This is a genomic window from Kutzneria buriramensis (assembly GCF_003387475.1).
Lineage (GTDB): Bacteria > Actinomycetota > Actinomycetes > Mycobacteriales > Pseudonocardiaceae > Kutzneria > Kutzneria buriramensis.
Map to the genome: position 1 here is coordinate 629,310 of NZ_QUNO01000002.1, position 15,254 is coordinate 644,563.

Sequence of the window (15,254 nt, forward strand, 5' to 3'; positions counted from 1 at the left end):
GTCAGCTCAACGGCTGCAACGTCATGCTGGCGCTCGACGGGCTCCCGTCGTTGACCAGCGACTCGAAGTTGCCCACGTCGTCGAACGCGAACGCGTACGCCTTGCCGTCGGCCATCTGGCTGTGGATCAACCGCGCGTACTGGTTGGTGACGCTGTCCTTGTAGAAGTCACCGGAGTTCACATCGGGCTGGTTGGCCGCGGTCAGCAGCGTCCCGCGGTTGTACCCGGCGCACAGCGTCCGCGAGATCGGCCCGCGGACCAGGTCGTTCGGCGCGTCCAGCAGGTTGAAGCAGCCGAAGATGCTGGAGGCGTCGGGTTTCTGGAACGACGTGACCACCTGCCCGGCGCTGTTGGTGAAGTTCATGACGTTCCCGGCCACTCGCCCGAAGTACTTGGTGCCGGGCTGGTCGGCGAACGGCGTGACGGTCAGCGTCGAGCCGCTGTACCTGCTCCACACGCGATCGACGTAGTCGCTCATGGCGCTGTTGGACAGCGCGCCGGTCTCGATGCCGTGCCCGGGCGACAGCGCCCGCAGCACGCTCCCGTTGGGCGCGGTCTGGATCAACCCGCCCCAACCGCCGGACTGTGCCTTCAACCCGTTCAGCACGGCGTTGTAGCCGCCGGATTTCAGGACACCGGTGCTCTTCGTGCCGCCACCGGTGTTGACGACGCCCACCGAGTACGGTGCGGAGAACATGTCGACCTGGGTGCTGTTGATCCACAGGCCGCTGTCGTTGAGCGTGTACTCCGACCAGTTGAACAGGATGTTCCGGTTGGGGTCACTGGGGTTCTGCACGGCGGGCTGCACGAGTCCGCCGGTGGTCAGCTTGAAGACGATCTTCTGACCGTACGAGAAGTAGATCCGGCCGGAGAACTTGGGGATCCGGATCGTGACGGACGAGCCGTTGCCGGGACCGGCGATGGACGCGTCCGGCGCGGGTGTCGGCGGGTTGCCGCCGGCGGGCCAGGCGTGGAACGTGCCGCCGGCGTCGGCCCAACCCTGCTGGCCGGTGGCCAGATTGGTGCCCAGGTCGTAGATGTAGACCGCGTCCCCGCGGCCGGAGCTGTTGGTGATCTTCAACGGGATGGTCGCCGGCACGGCGGCCTGCGCGGGCGTGGCGGACACCAGCGCGGCCGCGGCGACGGACGCCGCGGCGAACAGCGTGCACAACTTCCTTGTCGTGCGCATACGTGAATTCCCCTCGTCGGGTGCAGGGTGGCGAGGCGGCCTTGCTCTCGCGGCAGGTTGTGAGAGCGCTCTCATGGTGAAGTGGCGCGGTCCGTGGTGTCAATGGCCGAATAGCCCGAAACCGGTACCGAACTTTGTGTCCCGTTCGGTCAAAGGTCTAGACCTAGCGGCCGCGGGCACGGGAGGCTGGGCGGATGTTGACCTCGAGACTGGCCCGTGGGCTGACCGTGGCGGCGGCGCTCGCCGCGGCGGCCGTCACGGCGACACCCGGCAGCGCGGCGGCTGCCGGGCAGGCGAACCACCAGCTCCCCATTCCGGCGCACGTGTTCGCGCCCTACTTCCAGACGTACATCCCGGGCGACCCGGCGGAGCAGGCGGCGGCCTCGGGCGCCCGCTACCTGACGATGGCCTTCCTCCAGACGCCGGTCGCCGGCTCCTGCGAGGCGACCTGGGACGGCGACCCGAACCGGCCGATCTCCTGGGCCCAGTACGGCGACTCGATCGCCAGGCTGCGCGCCATGGGCGGCGACGTGATCGCCTCCTACGGCGGCGGCGACGCCTCCGGCCACGGCACCGACATCGCGGACAGCTGCGCCGACGTGGACAAGATCGCCGAGAACTTCGAGAAGGTGATCACCACCTACGGCATCACCCGCATCGACCTCGACGTCGAGGGTCCGATGCCGAAGAACCTGCCTGGCATGGACCGCCGCAACAAGGCGATCGCGCAGGTGGAGAGGTGGGCGGCGGCGCACGGCCGGACGATCCAGTTCGACTACACGGTGCCCACCGACGTCGTCGGGATCACCAAGGAAACCAAGGACATGCTGGCCAACGCCGTGAGCAACGGCGCGGACATCCACATCGTCAACATCATGACCTTCGACTACTACGACGACAAGCCGCACGAGATGGCGGCGGACACCAAGACCGCGGCTGGCGAGCTGCTGGACGAGCTGCGTGTGCTGCACCCGAGCACGCCGGACTTCAAGCTGTGGCAACAGGTCGGCATCATCGAGATGGTCGGCCTGGACGACTACGGCTCGGGCGGCGAGACCGGTCCGCTGGAGATCTTCACGCCGAGGGACGCCGTCGACGTGACGGTCTGGTCGTGGCTGCACAACATCGGCTCGCTGTCGTTCTGGGCGCTTGGCCGCGACAACGGCACCTGCGTCGGCCAGCACTCGGACAGCTGCTCCGGCGTGCAGCAGGCGGCCTGGCAGTACACCAAGACGATGGGCGCCTTCACGCACAACTAGACGCTGTGAAAGGCCATTCCTGACGTTCAACGTGAGGAATGGTCCTTTCCGGACGGAAGCTCAGGCCGGGGTGTAGACGAGCTCGACCACGCCGCCGGGGTGCATTCGCTTGCACTGCAGGCGAAGCTGCTGGTTGTGCGACCCGAACAGCGGAATGCCGCCACCGAGCAGCATGGGCAGCATCACCACGCCGAGCCGGTCGATCGCCCCGAGGTCGAGGAACGCGCGGATGGTCTGGGCGCCACCGATGACGTGCACATCGCCCATGAGGCCGGCGAGTCGCAGTCGCCGCAAGCACTCCGCGGGGTCGGCGACGGCCCGCACATCCCACGGCACCGAAGGCAGCGGACGGGAGGTCAGCACGTGCACGGGTTTGTCCGTCCACGGCCACGCCTGCGACCAGCGATCCAGCCCGCGGTCGAAGGTGGTGCGCCCCATCACCACGGCTTCGCAGTGCTCCAGCACCTCGGCGATGCCGTGCGACTGGTCCTCGTATCCGGGCAGCGCCTCCCACGCCGAGGCGCCGTCGGCCTGCGCGAGGAACCCGTCGAGGCTCACACCGACGTGGGTGCGGATCAGCATGCGGGCCCCTTCGCGATCGGTATCCCGTGGACACACCTGTGTCCGCCGGACACTTCGGTGTACGGTAGACACGCCTGGGGAGGGCAGCAAGGGGTCACTCTTGACAGAATCGGCCGGATTGCTCTGGGGGCTCGGTGAGCAGGGCAGGCCCGCGCTCACGGTGCAGCGCATCGCGGCCGCCGGCATCGGGCTGGCCGACGAGGCCGGCCTGGCGGCGGTGTCGATGCAGCAGGTCGCCGGCCGGCTGGACGTGACGAAAATGGCCCTCTACCGGCACGTCGTCAACAAGGCCGAGTTGCTCGCGGTGATGATCGAGATCGCCGTCGGAGCGCCGCCGGAGCTCACCGCCGACGGCTGGCGGGCGAAGCTGACGCAATGGGCCCTCCTGATGCGTGAGACGTGGCAGCGGCACCCCTGGCTGCCGGAGGCCACGGTCGGCAGCCGCGCGATGGGCCCGCGCGAGATCGGCTGGACGGAGGCGGCGGTCGCGGCGCTGGGGGGCACGGGGCTGACCGGCGCCCAGCGCATGGACGCGGTGTTCCTGCTCAGCGGGCACATCCGCAACACCCAGGCCACGTCCGGCACGCAGCCGTGGACCAGGGACAAGCGGCTGAACGAGCAGATCGCGGCGCACGGGGACCGGTTCCCGGCGCTGGTCGCGGCCACCGACGACGCCGCGGACGCCGACCCCGACAGCAGCTGGGAGTTCGGGCTGGCCCGCATCTTCGACGGGCTGGAACTGCTGATCCAGGCATGATCCGCGCGCTCGTGCTGTTGTCAACGGCATGAGCATCTACTTCCGGGTCGAGGTCAAGGCCAACGACGGCAAGATCGCCGAGTTCGAGCAGGTCGCGAAGGCGCTGGTCGCGGGCACCGCCGACGAGCCGGGCACGCTGTCCTACCGCCTGTTCAGCGACGCGCCGGGCAACTACACGTTCATCGAGGAGTACGTCGACGCGGCCGGGTCCGCCGCGCACGGCAAGGCCGCGCGGGAGCTGCTCGGCCAGCTCGGGGCGGTCGGCGAGATCACCCGGTTCGAGATCTTCGGCGGCGAGGCCGACGGCGTCGAGCAGGTCGCGGCGGCCATCCCGACCGCGACGATCCACCGCCAGGTGTTCTAGCGCTCCGGCGTCACGATCCCGTACTCGTGGATCTTGCGGTACAGCGTCGCCCGGGACATGCCGAGCAGCTGCGCGGTCTGCACCTTGTTGCCGCCGCTGTCGGCCAGGCCCTGCACGATGGCGTCCCGCTCGATCGACTCCAGCCGGCTCAGCGGCCGCCGCGTCAGGGTGCGGAACTCGGCCGGCAGGTCGCCGGGCTGGATGGTGCCCGTCCGCCGGTGCTGCACCGCGAGCTTGAGCACGTGGTGCAGCTCGGCGACGTTGCCGGGCCAGTCGAACCGCATCAGCAGGTGCATCGCCGCCGGCGAGCACGTCAACTGACCGCCGTGGCCGAGGCGGTTGAGGAACAGCGGCACCAGCTCGGACAGGTCCGCGACGTGCCGACGCAGCGGGGGCACCCGGACCGTACGGGGGAACATCGCCAGCAGCTCGGCCAGCTCCGGCCGGCCGACGGCGTTCTCGGCCATGGTCGCCGCGACCCACGTCGCCCGGGACGCCAGCCGTAGCAACCGGACCGTGGCCGCCAGTGCCGGCCCGGTGAGCCGGTCCACGTGCCGGATCACCAGCGCGTCCACCGGATCCTCGACGAGCTCGCGGCGCAGGTTGTCGTGCCACGAGGCGTCGGCGGCGTCCACCACGTGCACGCGGCCGGTCGGGTGCCGGCGCTGGTGCACGCACCGGGCCAGGGTCGTCTTGCCCACGCCGGGGTCGCCGCCGAGCACCAGCCATTCGCCGGTGCTGTACGCCGAATCCACGTCGTGGGCGCAGCGCAGCCACAGCGGCGCGGAGCCGACCGCGCCCGGCAGGAACATCGGCAGCCGAGGCTCGGGCACACCGGCCCCCTCCGGCTCGGAGTCGATCAGCTTGCCGCACAGCACGACGCCGGCGACATCGGTGTGGTGCTGCCCGAACACCTTGCGGCACTGGGCCCGCACCTTGCTGCCGGTCGGCAGCGCCACGTCCGCGGTGCTGGTCCGCCGCTCGGCGACGGCCTGCGTGGCGTGCCCGAGCAGCACCGACTGGTCGGCCGGGTCGAGCAGCTGGCGGGCGTGGTCGTTCATCATCACGATGCCGTCGTTGAAGGCCAGCACGATGCCGGTGGTCCGCCGGCAGGCCCGCAGGTACGCCTCGAACAGCGCCAGCTCGCGCGGATTGCTGTGGGTGAGCAGTGTCTGGCCGATCTGCGCGGCCGTGGACTGCGCCAGCGCCACCAGCAGCCGGCCGGCGTCCCGGCTCCAACACGTCAGATCGACCGCGCCGACGGTCTTGCCGGTGATCGGGTGCTGGATCGGCGCGCCGGCGCAGGCCAGGTTCTCCAGGTTCTCCGCGTAGTGCTCGTGCCCGAACACGTGCGTGGGCCGGCCGTCCTCCAGCGCGGTGCCGATGCCGTTGGTGCCGACGAACTCCTCGCCGTAGCTGAAACCGGGCACCAGCTCGACCCGTTCGAGCTTCCGGTGCAGGTCGGCGTCGCCGGTGCGCTGGGTCAGCACCACGCCGGTCGGATCGGTCAAGATGAGGCTGATGGGCTGCCCGTCGAGCTGGTCGCCGAGCCGCTCCAGCACGGGGGTGGCCGCGCGGATCAGCGGCGAGTCCAGGTCGGGCTCGCGGACGTAGGGCAGCACGATCCGGTCGGCCGGCACCCGCAGCCGGCGGGACCGCCACCACGAGTCGAGGATGCTCTTGCGCACCGCCTCGTCGTCGGTGACCGCCTCCGACGTCAGGAACTTCTCCCGGGTGCGGGCCAGTCGCCTCTCCTCGGCCGCCATCACGTCCTGCACATGGACCTCCTACCCACGGACAGCCCTGGCCGCGGGCACCGGGCGGTGCCTCCCGCTGCGCCCCAGCGTAGGCCCCTCGCGCCGTCGGCGGGTGTCTCAAATTGAGACACCTCGGCCGGCCCGGGCGGCGGTCTGATGGACGTTTGGAGGTGGGTTGTCAATGGCCGACGCCGAGTCCTACAACCCGTGGACGATAGTGAACGTCGTCTTCCACCACCTGGTCGAGCAGGGATACCACCCGGTGCTCGGGGAGGCCGGCAATCCGGGGGAGCCGGCGGCCCAGCTGCTGCGCGCGCTGGGCATCACCGCCGTCGTCGGCGGTACCGACGAACGGGTGACCGAGCAGAACCGCGCGACGCTCGCGGAAATGCTCGAGCGGGAGTTCGGGCCCCGCCGAGTGTCTCATTTTGAGACCGGGAGCGGCCCCGATCACGGGTTGTAATTCATGCCGCAGCAGGCGCAACGACGACGCGCTCACCGCCGGCGACCGGCGGGTTAGGAGTGACCATGAGCCGCCAGAGCGTGGCGAAAGCACACCAGAAGATCCAGGAGCTGAGCTGGGATCCGGTCTACCACGAGCCGGTCTCGCACTACGGCACCGACTACACCTTCCGCAAGGCGAAGAAGAAGGACCCGCTCAAGCAGGTGCTGCGGTCCTACTTCCCGATGCAGGAGGAGAAGGACCACCGCGTGTACGGCGCCGAGGACGGCGCGATCCGCGGCAACATGTTCCGGCAGGTGCAGGAACGCTGGCTGGAGTGGCAGAAGCTGTTCCTGTCCATCATTCCGCTGCCGGAGATCTCCGCGGCCCGGGCGATGCCGCTGCTGTTCCGCACGGTGCCCAACCCGGAGCTGCACAACGGGCAGGCGATCCAGATGATCGACGAGGTCCGGCACTCGACGATCCAGCAGAACCTCAAGCGCCTGTACATGAACAACTACATCGACCCCGCCGGCTTCAACTCCAGTCTGCGCAACTTCCAGAACGACTACTGCGGCACCATCGGCCGGCAGTTCGCCGAGGGATTCATCACCGGCGACGCCATCACGGCGGCCAGCATCTATCTGACCATCGTGGCCGAGACGGCGTTCACCAACACGCTGTTCGTCGCGATGCCGGCGGAAGCCGCGGCCAACGGCGACTATCTGCTGCCGACGGTGTTCCACTCGGTGCAGTCCGACGAGTCCCGGCACATCAGCAACGGCTACGCGACTCTGCTGATGGCGCTGTCCGACGAGTCCAACCACCAGCTGCTCGAACGCGATCTCCGTTACGCGTGGTGGAACAACCACCGCGTGGTGGACGCCGCGATCGGCACGTTCATCGAGTACGGCACCAAGGACCGCCGCAAGGACCGCGAGAGCTACGCGGAGATGTGGCGCCGCTGGATCTACGACGACTACTACCGGTCCTACCTCGTGCCGTTGGAGAAGTACGGCCTGACGATTCCGCACGACCTCATCGAGGAGTCCTGGAACCAGATCTGGAACAAGGGCTACGTGCACGAGGTCGCGCAGTTCTTCGCCACCGGCTGGCTGGCCAACTACTGGCGCATCGACCCGATGACCGACGCCGACTTCGAGTGGTTCGAGTACAAGTACCCGGGCTGGTACGACAAGTACGGCAAGTGGTGGGAGAACTACAACCGGCTGGCCACGCCCAACGGCCACCACCCGATCGTCGCCGAGAACGTGGACTACGTGTACCCGCACCGCTGCTGGACGTGCATGGTGCCGTGCCTGGTCCGCGAGGACATGGTGATGGACAAGGTGGACGGCCAGTGGCGGACCTACTGCCACGAGGCCTGCCGGTGGACCGACGTCGAGGCGTTCCGGCCCACCTACCAGGGCCGCAACACGCCGAACATGGGCCAGCTGATCGGCGCCCGCGAGTGGGAAACCCTGTACCACGGCTGGAACTGGGCCGATGTGGTGAAGGACATGGGTTTCGTGCGCGACGACGGCAGGACCATGGTCGCGCAGCCGCACCTGGACCTGGACCCGAAGAAGATGTGGACACTGGACCACCTTCGCCGGATGCCCGCGGTGCAGAGCCCGAACGTGCTGCTCAACCAGATGACCGACGACGAGCGGGCCGCGTTCCAGGCCGACTACAACCGGCAGGGACCTGCCGGCAGGCCGGCTCCCGCCCAGGTCTGAGGCGCGGTCGGAGGGAGGCGACCTCCGGCCGCCTCCCTCACCCCTTCGAAAGGCAGTCCCATGGGCGAGAAGCACCGCGTCCGGTTCGAGCCGGTCGGCATCGAGATCGAGGCCGACGAGGACCAGACCATTCTGCGCGCCGCCGCCGAGCAGGGCGTGATGCTCATGCACGGCTGCAAGGAGGGCCAGTGCGCGTCGTGCAAGTCGTTCATCCTGGACGGCGACGACGTCGAGCACGACCGGTACTCCACGTTCGCGCTGCCGGACTACGAGAAGGAGGAGGGCTACACGCTGCTGTGCCGGGCGCACGCGTACGAGGACCTGACCATCGAGCTGATCAACTACGACGAGGACATGATCCGCTCCGGCCTGCCCATCCAGCAGGCCACGGTCGAGGTGGTGTCCAAGGACCGCGTCACGCACGACATGGCGCAGCTGGTCGTGCGGCTGGTCGAGCCGGCCGACCTGAAGTTCTTTCCCGGCCAGTACCTGGACTTCGAGGTGCCCGGCACGGACGCCACCCGCTCGTTCTCGATGGCCACCACCTCGGCCGCCGGCGGGCTGCTGGAGTTCGTCATCAAGATCTACCCCGACGGCCTGTTCTCGCGCTTCCTGGACGGCGAGGTCGCGGTCGGCGACCGGTTGCGTGTGACCGGGCCGTTCGGGGTGTTCACCCTGCGGGATTCCGCCGCGCCGCTGGTGTTCCTCGGCGGCGGCGCCGGCATCGCGCCGATCCTCGCGCTGCTGCGGTCGATGGCCGAGCGCGGCATCGACCGCCGGGCCGTCTTCTACTACGGCGCCCGCCGGCGGCGGGATCTGTGTTTCGAGAAGGAGATCGCCGAACTGGCCACCCGGCTGCCGGGCTTCGAGTTCGTGCCCGCACTGTCCGAACCGGACGGTGAGCCGTGGGACGGCGAGGTCGGGCTGATCACCGACGTGGTGCGGCGCCGGGAGTCGGACCTGGCCGGCGCGGACGCCTACGTGTGCGGGCCGCCACCCATGGTGGAGGCGGCGCTCGAGCTGCTGCCCGCGCTGGGCGTGGCCGACAAGCGGGTCTTCTACGACAAGTTCACCACGACCGGCGGCTGAAGGAGTTAGCCGATGACGACAACCGCAGTGCCCAGCACCGAACGCAGCGTGCCCAAGCCGGCGTTCACCGACGCCGAGGCGGGCGCCAAGGTGTTCCCCGACTCCGACGCACGCCGCTACAACTACTTCAAGCCGGCCAAGCGCAAGCAGAGCCACTACGAGGACGTCACCGTCGAGGTGCAGCCCGATCCCCGGCACTACCTGTCGCAGGGCTGGCTGTACGGATTCGCCGACGGCAAGGGCGGCTATCCCTTGGAGTGGACGGCTTTGCGGGCGTGGGGCAGCGACCGCCCCGTGCCGGAGCGCTACGCCGGCTCCGGCGGCGCGGGCTACGAGTGGCCGGCGCACGGCTGGCACGAGTTCCGCGACCCCAACGAGGAGTGGGAGCTCACGCTCTACCGCTACAACTCCAACGTGGTCCGCCAGCTCAACCAGAACATCGAGGCGGCCCGCCAGGCCAAGGCGTTCGACCAGTGGAACCGCAACTGGGTGCAGTTCGTGGCCCAGCACGTGGGCGCGTGGATGCACGTGGACCACGGCCTCGGCCTGTACCTGTTCGCCAACGCCAACCGGCGTGCCCCCACGAACATGCACAACAACGCGATCTCCGTGAACAGCATGCACCGGATCCGGGCCGCGCAGGACCTGGCGCTGTACAACCTCACACTGAGCGAGGAGATCGAGGGCTTCGACGGCGGAGCGCACATCCAGACCTGGAACTCCGACCCGGCCTGGCAGGGCGTGCGGGAGACCGCCGAGCAGCTGACGTCCATCTGGGACTGGTGCGAGGCGATCTTCGCGGCCAACGTCGTGTTCGAGCCCCTGGTCGGGGAGCTGTTCCGCAGCAACCTGGTCCAGCAGGCGGCGCCGTCCAACGGGGACTTCATCACGCCGACGCTGATCGGCGCCGAGGAGTACGACTTCGCCGAGCGGGATCTGCGCTACACCAAGCCGATGTTCCACCTGCTGGTCACCGACAAACAGTTCGGCGCGGAGAACAGGAAGCTGATGCAGCAGTGGCTGGAGACCTGGGTGCCGCGGTGCGTCCACGCCGCGCGGACGCTGCAACCGCTGTGGTCGCAGCCGGACGCCAAGCCGCCGCGTTTCGAGGACGGCCTGGACCGGGCCAAGAGCCGGTTCAGCGCGATCCTGTCCGAGCTGGAACTGACCGCACCGAAGGAGTTGGGCCAGTGACCACGTTCACGACGGCCGAGAGCCCGTACAAGCAGAACAACACCGCCTCCAACATGTGCGGCTTCACCCTGATGAACAACCAGGTCGGGGCGATCGTCGCGGAGGTGATGGCGACCAAGGACAACGTCACCGTGCTGCCGCTGCCGTCGATGATCCGGGTGGACGCGGTCGGCCGGATGGACGTGGTGTACGCCGAGATCGACGAGGCCGCCGGCGAGGAGGAGGGCTGGTTCAACGCGGCCGAGTTCGAGGAGAGCATGTCCACCCACTACGGCCGCATGATCCACGAGGACGACCGCACGATCATGTTCGCCAATCCCGAGGACGCCGCCGAGTACCTCGACTTCGACCTCGTGGCCCGGTCCTAGGAGGACGCGTGTACGTCAAGGACGGCGTGAAGTACTTCGTGGTCGACGGCCACACCCACTTCTGGGACGCCAGCCCCGCCAACTGGGTGGCCGGCCAGGAGGAGTTCGCCAAGGGCTGGATCGAGTGCTTCCACGCGTACCAGAGTCTCGGCCCGGCCGAGACGCACTGGCCGATCGAGAAGTTCCAGAAGTACTCCGAAGAGCAGATGATGACCGATCTGTTCGACGAGGGCCACGTGGACGTCGCGATCTTCCAGCCGACGAACCTCCGCCAGTGGTACACGACGGGGTTCAACACCACGGAGGTCAACGGGGCGGTGGCCGAGAAGCACCCCGGCCGGTTCGTGGTGAACACCAACTGGGATCCCCGCGACGGCGAGGACGGCCTGAAGGCGCTCGAGGAGCGGGTCGAGCGCTGGGGATGCAAGGGCGTCAAGCTCTACACCGCGGAGTGGAAGGGCGAGTCGCGGGGCTGGAGCCTGAAGAGCGCGGAGGCCGCCCGATACCTGGAGAAGTGCCAGGAACTGGGCGTCCGCAACATCCACGTCCACAAGGGGCCGACGATCTGGCCCCTGGACAAGGACGCCTTCGACGTGTCCGATGTGGACCACGCGGCGACCAACTTCCCGGAGCTCAACTTCATCGTCGAGCACGTGGGCCTGCCGCGGATCGAGGACTTCTGCTTCATGGCGACGCAGGAGCCCAACGTCTACGCCGGCCTGTCCGTGGTGGTCGGCGGCCTGATGCACGCCCGGCCGCGCTTCTTCGCCAAGGTCATGGGCGAGCTGCTGTTCTGGCTCGGCGAGGACCGGCTGGTGTTCGGCGCGGACTACGCCATCTGGGAGCCCAAGTGGCAGGTGGAGGGGTTCGTCGACTGGCAGATGCCCGACGGCGAGGAGTTCTCCGACTACGGCAAGCTCTCGGTGGTCGCGAAGAAGAAGATCCTGGGCCTGAACGCGGCCAGGCTGTACGACCTGAAGGTGCCCCCGGAGTGCGAGGTCGACGCGCCCGAGGTCGAGCCGGTCGGCGTGCCGGCGTCATGACCTCCGTGACTCGCACCCCCGACCAGGCCGCCGCGGTGCTCGCGGCGGTCTGGTCGGCCCTGGGCACCGTGCTCGACCCCGAGCTGGACGAGCCGTTGACCCAGCTGGGTTTCGTCTCGCACTGCCTGGTCACCGAGGAGGGGGAGGTTCGCGTGCGGCTGCGGCTGCCGACGTACTTCTGCGCGCCGAACTTCGCCTTCCTGATGGTGGCGGACTCCTTCGACGCCGTCAGCGCCGTGCCCGGCGTGACGTCGGTGTCCGTGAGGCTGGAGGACCACTTCGCCGCCGATGTGATCAACGACGGCGTGGCGCGGCGGTCCGGCTTCGTGGGCTCCTTCCCCGGCGAAGCCGTCGGCGAGCTGGACGACCTGCGCGCGGACTTCCTGCGCCGGGCCGTGCTCGCCGGCACCGACCGGGTGTGCCGGGCGATGATCGCCGCCGGCGTCGACCGCTTCAGCCTGGCCACGCTGACTCTCGGCGACGCACCGGAGGGCGCCGATCGGGAGCGGTTGCGGTCCCGCCGCAGGGAACTCGGTCTGCCCAGTGGGGATTCCTCCCCGCTGGTGCTGGATCCCGCGACGGGGGAGGCGGTCACGGACATCAGGACGCACCTCGGGCTCGCCCGGCTGACTCGCGTCAGCCAGGAGGCGAATTCCGGGGTGTGTCGGGGAATGCTGCTCGGCCGTTACGGAATGAAGGAGGAGCGATGAGGGCCGTTCGGCTGCACTCCTACCACAAGCAGCCCGTCGTCGAGGAAGTGCCGGAGCCGCGCGCGGTGAACCCGTTCGACGTGGTCGTGCGCATCGGCGGGGCCGGTGTCTGCCGCACCGACCTGCACATCATCGAGGAGCAGTGGGCATCGCGGTCCGGCGTGACCCTGCCGTACACCATCGGGCACGAGAACGCCGGCTGGGTCGAGGAAGTCGGCTCCGGAGTGTCCAATGTGGCCGTTGGCGACACGGTCATCCTGCACCCGACGCCGACGTGCGGGCTGTGCCACGCCTGCCGCGCCGGCGACGACATGCACTGCGTGAACTCGACGTTCCCGGGCATCAACGCCGACGGCGGCATGGCCGAGTACCTGCTGACGTCGGCACGGGCCTGCATCAAGCTGGATCCGGCCGTGCAACCGTCGGACGTGGCGGCCCTGGCCGATGCCGGCATCACCGCGTATCACGCCGTGCGCAAGGCGGTTCCGTTGCTGTATCCGGGGACCGTGTGCGTGGTCAACGGCGCCGGCGGCCTAGGACACATCGGCATCCAGTCGCTGGCCGCTCTGACCGCCACGACGATCGTGGTGGTGGACCGGAACGCGGAAGCCCTTGACCTGGCGGCAAAGCTCGGCGCCGACCACACCGTGTCGGCCGACGGCAAGCACGTCGAGGCGGTGCTCGACCTGACCGGCGGCAACGGGGCCGAGGTGGTGCTGGACTTCGTCGCGGAACAGGGCGCCCAGCAGGACGCGTTCGCGATGACCCGGCGCAACGGCTCGCACTTCGTCATCGGCTATGGCAGCGATCTCGACATCCCCACCATCGACATCATCTCCACCGAGCGCAACGTGATCGGCAACCTGGTCGGCACGTACAACGACCTCGTCGAGCTGATGGTGTTGGCGCAGAAGGGGAAGGTCACGCTGCACACCCGCAAGTACCCGCTGGACGCGGCGCTGGACGCGCTGGCCGACCTCGACGCCGGCCGGGTGCGCGGCCGGGCCGTGCTCACCCCGTAGAGAGGCGTAGGAACCATGGCCAAGGAACTGCGCTTCGGCGCGCAAGCCCGGGACCTGCTGCTCGCGGGCGTGGACAAGCTGGCCGAGGCGGTCAAGTCGACGCTGGGGCCCAAGGGCCGCAACGTGATCATCGAGAAGATCACCGGCTCGCCGGTGGTCACCAACGACGGCGTCACCATCGCGCGGGAGATCCACCTCAAGAACCAGTTCGAGAACATGGGCGCGCAGCTGGTCAAGGAAGCCGCGATCAAGACCAACGACGTGGTGGGCGACGGCACCACCACGGCGACGGTGCTGGCGCAGGCGATCATCCGCGAGGGCATGCGGGTGATCGCCACCGGCGGCAACCCCGTGCTGATCAAGCGGGGTGTCGACCACGCCGTGGGATTACTGGTGGAGCACCTGGAGAAGGTGGCGCACCCGGTCAGCTCGCGGCAGGACTTCGCCCGGGTGGCGGCCATCTCCGCCAACGACGACGACCGTGTCGGCGCGGTGATCGCCGAGGCGCTGCACACCGTCGGCGAGGGCGGCGTGGTCACCATCGAGGAGTCGCCGCGGATCGGCATGCGGGTGGAGTTCGTCGAGGGCTTCGAGTTCGACAACGGCTACCTGTCGCCGTACCTGGTCACCGATCCCGGCCGGCTGGAGGCCGTGCTCGACGACCCGTACATCCTGATGTGCAGCGAGAAGATCACCAAGGTCCAGGAGCTGATGCCGATCCTGGACAAGGTGATGCGGGATCCCCGGCCGCTGCTGCTGATCGCCGAGAACGTCGAGGGCACGGCACTGAGTATGTTGGTGCACAACCACGTCAACGGCACGTTCAAGGCCTGTGCCGTGCGGGCGCCCGGATTCGGCGACCGTCGTCTGCACAAGCTGGAGGACCTCGCCGCCGTCGTCGGCGGGGCAGTCCTCTCGCGGCAGTCCGGTTTCTCCTTGGAGACGCTGACTTTGGCCCACCTTGGACGGGCGCGGCAGGTCCGGATCACCGAGAACACCACGACCATCGTCGGCGGCTTCGGCACCGCCGCGGACGTGGAGTTCCGGGTGACGCAGCTGCGGTCGGAGCTGGAACGCGCTCAGAACGGCACCGACGAGGACGTGCTGACCGAACGTATCGGCGCTCTGACCGGCAAGGTGGCGCTGATCCGGGTCGGCGCGGCGACTCCGGCCGAGCTGAAGGAGTTGCAGCACCGTGTCGAGGACGCCCTGTCCGCGACCCGGGCCGCCATGGCCGAGGGCATAGTTCCCGGTGGGGGAGCGGCACTTCTGCACGCCGAGCAGGTGCTCGACGGGTTGGATCTGACCGGCGACTACGCCACCGGCGCCGACATCGTGCGGCGGGCTCTGTCGGAGCCGGCTTTCCTGATCGCCGCCAACGCCGGTCTGCCAGCCGCGCAGATCCTCCAGCGCACCAGGGAACTCGCCGACGACGAGGGGTTCGACGCGCTGCACGAGCGGTACGGGAACATGGTCGAGATGGGCATCGTCGACCCGCTGCGGGTCTGCCGGTCCGCGCTGCAGAACGGCGCCTCCGTCGCCGGCCTGCTGCTGACCACGAACTCCCTGATCGCCGAGGAACAGACCCCGTGGGGCGGCAGCCCGGCGCTCATGACGGAGTTCGGGCCCCTCGACGAGGGCCTGCACCAGCCGTCCCCGGACGCCAGCACCCCCCAGTCCCTGGGCATGGGCCCCTCAGTCGCCTGACCCGTCAAGGCAGGGAAGGGGGCTTTCCCCGC

General features: G+C 69.0%; 15 protein-coding genes. 12 read left to right on the forward strand and 3 right to left on the reverse strand.

Translation table 11 applies throughout. The features are described from left to right. Window position 1: 1 nt before the first annotated feature. A complete protein-coding gene (locus BCF44_RS07510) occupies window positions 2-1,189 on the reverse strand; it encodes a glycoside hydrolase family 64 protein (RefSeq protein WP_116173387.1) in 1,188 nt (395 codons plus the stop codon). A 194-nt stretch (window positions 1,190-1,383) separates the two neighbouring features. Here BCF44_RS07510 and BCF44_RS07515 point away from each other — a divergent pair, with 194 nt between their 5' ends. Continuing rightward, window positions 1,384-2,448, forward strand: coding sequence for a glycoside hydrolase family 18 protein (locus BCF44_RS07515; protein ID WP_116173388.1), 1,065 nt, complete (start codon window positions 1,384-1,386; stop codon window positions 2,446-2,448). A 60-nt stretch (window positions 2,449-2,508) separates the two neighbouring features. On the opposite strand, the gene BCF44_RS07520 is transcribed toward BCF44_RS07515, so the two are convergent. Beyond that, window positions 2,509-3,030 (reverse strand): dihydrofolate reductase family protein, encoded by a 522-nt coding sequence (locus BCF44_RS07520; RefSeq protein ID WP_170217382.1) that lies wholly within the window; start codon window positions 3,028-3,030, stop codon window positions 2,509-2,511. A gap of 100 nt (window positions 3,031-3,130) precedes the next feature. On the opposite strand from BCF44_RS07520, the gene BCF44_RS07525 reads away from it, so the two are divergent. Both BCF44_RS07525 and BCF44_RS07530 read left to right on the forward strand, forming a co-directional pair. Continuing rightward, window positions 3,131-3,787, forward strand: coding sequence for a TetR/AcrR family transcriptional regulator (locus BCF44_RS07525; protein WP_246014876.1), 657 nt, complete (start codon window positions 3,131-3,133; stop codon window positions 3,785-3,787). A 28-nt stretch (window positions 3,788-3,815) separates the two neighbouring features. Further along, a complete protein-coding gene (locus tag BCF44_RS07530) occupies window positions 3,816-4,151 on the forward strand; it encodes a putative quinol monooxygenase (protein ID WP_116173389.1) in 336 nt (111 codons plus the stop codon). Here the strand turns inward: BCF44_RS07530 and BCF44_RS07535 are convergent. After that, window positions 4,148-5,917: a sigma-54-dependent Fis family transcriptional regulator gene (locus BCF44_RS07535; RefSeq protein ID WP_116173600.1), complete on the reverse strand. Its 1,770-nt coding sequence runs from the start codon at window positions 5,915-5,917 to the stop codon at window positions 4,148-4,150. The genes BCF44_RS07530 and BCF44_RS07535 overlap by 4 nt on opposite strands. Window positions 5,918-6,089: 172 nt before the next feature. Here BCF44_RS07535 and BCF44_RS07540 point away from each other — a divergent pair, with 172 nt between their 5' ends. The 9 genes from BCF44_RS07540 to groL all read left to right on the forward strand — a co-directional run bounded on the left by BCF44_RS07540 (window position 6,090) and on the right by groL (window position 15,222). Continuing rightward, the gene (locus BCF44_RS07540) at window positions 6,090-6,371 is read left to right on the forward strand and encodes a hypothetical protein (protein ID WP_116173390.1); all 282 of its coding nucleotides are present in this window, start codon (window positions 6,090-6,092) and stop codon (window positions 6,369-6,371) included. Between the two features lie 65 nt (window positions 6,372-6,436). Beyond that, window positions 6,437-8,089, forward strand: a complete 1,653-nt coding sequence (locus BCF44_RS07545; RefSeq protein WP_116173601.1) for a ferritin family protein — start codon at window positions 6,437-6,439, stop codon at window positions 8,087-8,089. A gap of 60 nt (window positions 8,090-8,149) precedes the next feature. Continuing rightward, window positions 8,150-9,178, forward strand: a complete 1,029-nt coding sequence (locus BCF44_RS07550; protein WP_116173391.1) for an FAD-binding oxidoreductase — start codon at window positions 8,150-8,152, stop codon at window positions 9,176-9,178. A 12-nt stretch (window positions 9,179-9,190) separates the two neighbouring features. Then, window positions 9,191-10,372 (forward strand): ferritin family protein, encoded by a 1,182-nt coding sequence (locus BCF44_RS07555; protein ID WP_116173392.1) that lies wholly within the window; start codon window positions 9,191-9,193, stop codon window positions 10,370-10,372. Then, window positions 10,369-10,740 (forward strand): propane 2-monooxygenase effector subunit MimD, encoded by a 372-nt coding sequence (mimD, locus tag BCF44_RS07560; RefSeq protein ID WP_116173393.1) that lies wholly within the window; start codon window positions 10,369-10,371, stop codon window positions 10,738-10,740. The genes BCF44_RS07555 and mimD overlap by 4 nt, the downstream gene beginning before the upstream one ends. An 8-nt stretch (window positions 10,741-10,748) precedes the next feature. Further along, complete coding sequence (locus BCF44_RS07565; protein ID WP_116173394.1) at window positions 10,749-11,783, forward strand: amidohydrolase family protein; 1,035 nt, start codon at window positions 10,749-10,751, stop codon at window positions 11,781-11,783. Further along, window positions 11,780-12,493 carry an iron-sulfur cluster assembly protein gene (locus BCF44_RS07570; RefSeq protein WP_116173395.1) on the forward strand — a complete coding sequence of 238 codons (714 nt, stop codon included), beginning with the start codon at window positions 11,780-11,782 and terminating at the stop codon, window positions 12,491-12,493. The genes BCF44_RS07565 and BCF44_RS07570 overlap by 4 nt, the downstream gene beginning before the upstream one ends. Beyond that, window positions 12,490-13,515, forward strand: coding sequence for an NAD(P)-dependent alcohol dehydrogenase (locus BCF44_RS07575; protein ID WP_116173396.1), 1,026 nt, complete (start codon window positions 12,490-12,492; stop codon window positions 13,513-13,515). Before BCF44_RS07570 ends, BCF44_RS07575 begins: the two co-directional genes overlap by 4 nt. Before the next feature lie 15 nt (window positions 13,516-13,530). Then, on the forward strand, window positions 13,531-15,222 hold the full coding sequence (groL, locus tag BCF44_RS07580) for a chaperonin GroEL (RefSeq protein ID WP_116173397.1): 1,692 nt from the start codon (window positions 13,531-13,533) through the stop codon (window positions 15,220-15,222). Window positions 15,223-15,254: the final 32 nt, after the last annotated feature.